This is a genomic window from Pseudomonas inefficax, assembly GCF_900277125.1.
Classification (GTDB): Bacteria; Pseudomonadota; Gammaproteobacteria; order Pseudomonadales; family Pseudomonadaceae; genus Aquipseudomonas; species Aquipseudomonas inefficax.
Genome location: NZ_OPYN01000051.1, coordinates 1 through 1,523 on the forward strand (window position 1 = coordinate 1; position 1,523 = coordinate 1,523).

1 protein-coding gene and 1 pseudogene are annotated in these 1,523 nt (G+C 67.2%); both read right to left on the reverse strand.

All coding sequences use genetic code 11. The features are described from left to right. A pseudogene (locus JV551A3_RS05445) lies at positions 1-141 on the reverse strand (16S rRNA methyltransferase); the annotation flags it as partial. A gap of 54 nt (positions 142-195) precedes the next feature. Continuing rightward, on the reverse strand, positions 196-1,161 hold the full coding sequence (locus tag JV551A3_RS05450) for a 2-hydroxyacid dehydrogenase (RefSeq protein WP_133978414.1): 966 nt from the start codon (positions 1,159-1,161) through the stop codon (positions 196-198). Positions 1,162-1,523: the final 362 nt, after the last annotated feature.

The following is a 1,523-nucleotide window of genomic DNA, read 5'->3' on the forward strand; positions in this document are numbered from 1 at the left end:
GGCCTGATCGCCCGCATGCCAAGTCCAGGCCCGGGCTTGGGGCAACTGGCCGAGCAGGTCGTCGGCGGGGGCGCCGGCGAGCAGCAGCGGGCGCGTGAACAGCTCTGCCTGGGGGAGCAACACTTCACTGCGCGGGTCCATGGACGACGCCTCCTGGAAAAAAGTGGCGCAGTGTAGCAGAGGCGGGCGCCGGGCTCAGCTGACCACGCGGCGTGGCTGCCCGGCGAAGAAGGCCTGGGCGTTCTCGCTGAGCTGGCCGACGATGCGCTGGCGCGACTCCACCGCACCCCAGGCACTGTGCGGGGTGATGATCAGGCGCGGGATACCGGGTTCGAGCAGCGGGTTGCCGTTGACCGGCGGCTCCACGCTCAATACGTCGGTGGCGGCTCCGCCCAGGTGGCCACTGCGCAGGGCGTCGGCCAGCGCTTGCTCATCGATCAGGCCACCGCGGGCAGTGTTGACCACTAGCGCGTGGGGCTTGAGCAGGGCCAGCTCGCGTGCCCCGAGCATGTGTCGGGTGTGCTCGTTCAGCGGGCAGTGCAGGGTCAGGGCGTCGACTTGCGGCAGCAATTCGTCCAGTGGCAACCGGTCGGCCCGTTCCGGGCGGCCTGGAATCTGCCCGCTGAGCACGCGCATGCCAAAGGCCTCGGCCAGCCTCGCCACCGCGCCCCCCAGTTCACCATGGCCGAGCAGGCCAAGGGTCTTGCCCTCCAGTTCGACGATGGGGAAGTCCAGCAGGCAGAACTGGCTGGCCTTGGCCCACTGGCCATCGGCTACCGCCTGGTTGTAGTCGCACAGGCGGGTGGCCAGGGCCAGCAGCAGGGCGAGGGTGTGCTGGGCGACGGACGGGGTGCCATAGCCCTGGCAGTTGCACACGGTGATGCCCTGAGCGCGCGCTGCCGCCAGGTCGACATTGTTGGTGCCGGTGGCGGCCACCAGGATCAGCTTCAGTTGTGGGTTGGCGGCCAGGGACGCGGCGTCGAGCATGACCTTGTTGCTGACTACCGCCACCGCGCCCTGCAGGCGTTCGGCGATCTGCTCCGGGCGGGTGGCGGCGAACAGTTCGAACTCGTCGAACTGCTGCCTCAGGGGCGAGAGGTCGAGATCGCCCAGGTCCAGGGACTGGTGATCGAGAAACACGGCGCGACGCGGGCTGGGCATGAAGGCCTCCGGGGATGGGCGGGATTTCGGTGTCGCGGCCATTCGCGGGTATTGCACCATTGCAAGGGCTGGTGCAGTACCTGTGGGAGCGGGTTTACCCGCGAATAGGCCCTCAGCGCCGCAGTGTCTAGCTCAACCTTGCCGCCCGTCAACGCCCGCCACTCATACCTTCGCCATGCAAATCATTCCTTCGGCTGATTTAGCCGTCACATTGGCGAACTACAGTAGTTCCCAGACTTGTCCGGCCCGCTTTTCAGAAAAGGGATACCCATGTTGCAGACCCGCATCATCAAGCCCGCCGAGGGCGCCTACGCCTACCCCCTGCTGATCAAGCGCCTGCTGATGTCTGGCAGCCGCTATGA

What these genes read in the sequence shown, in the direction of transcription:
- JV551A3_RS05450 (WP_133978414.1), bottom strand. Translation starts at nt 1,161, where the DNA reads ATGCCCAGCCCGCGTCGCGCCGTGTTTCTCGATCACCAGTCCCTGGAC.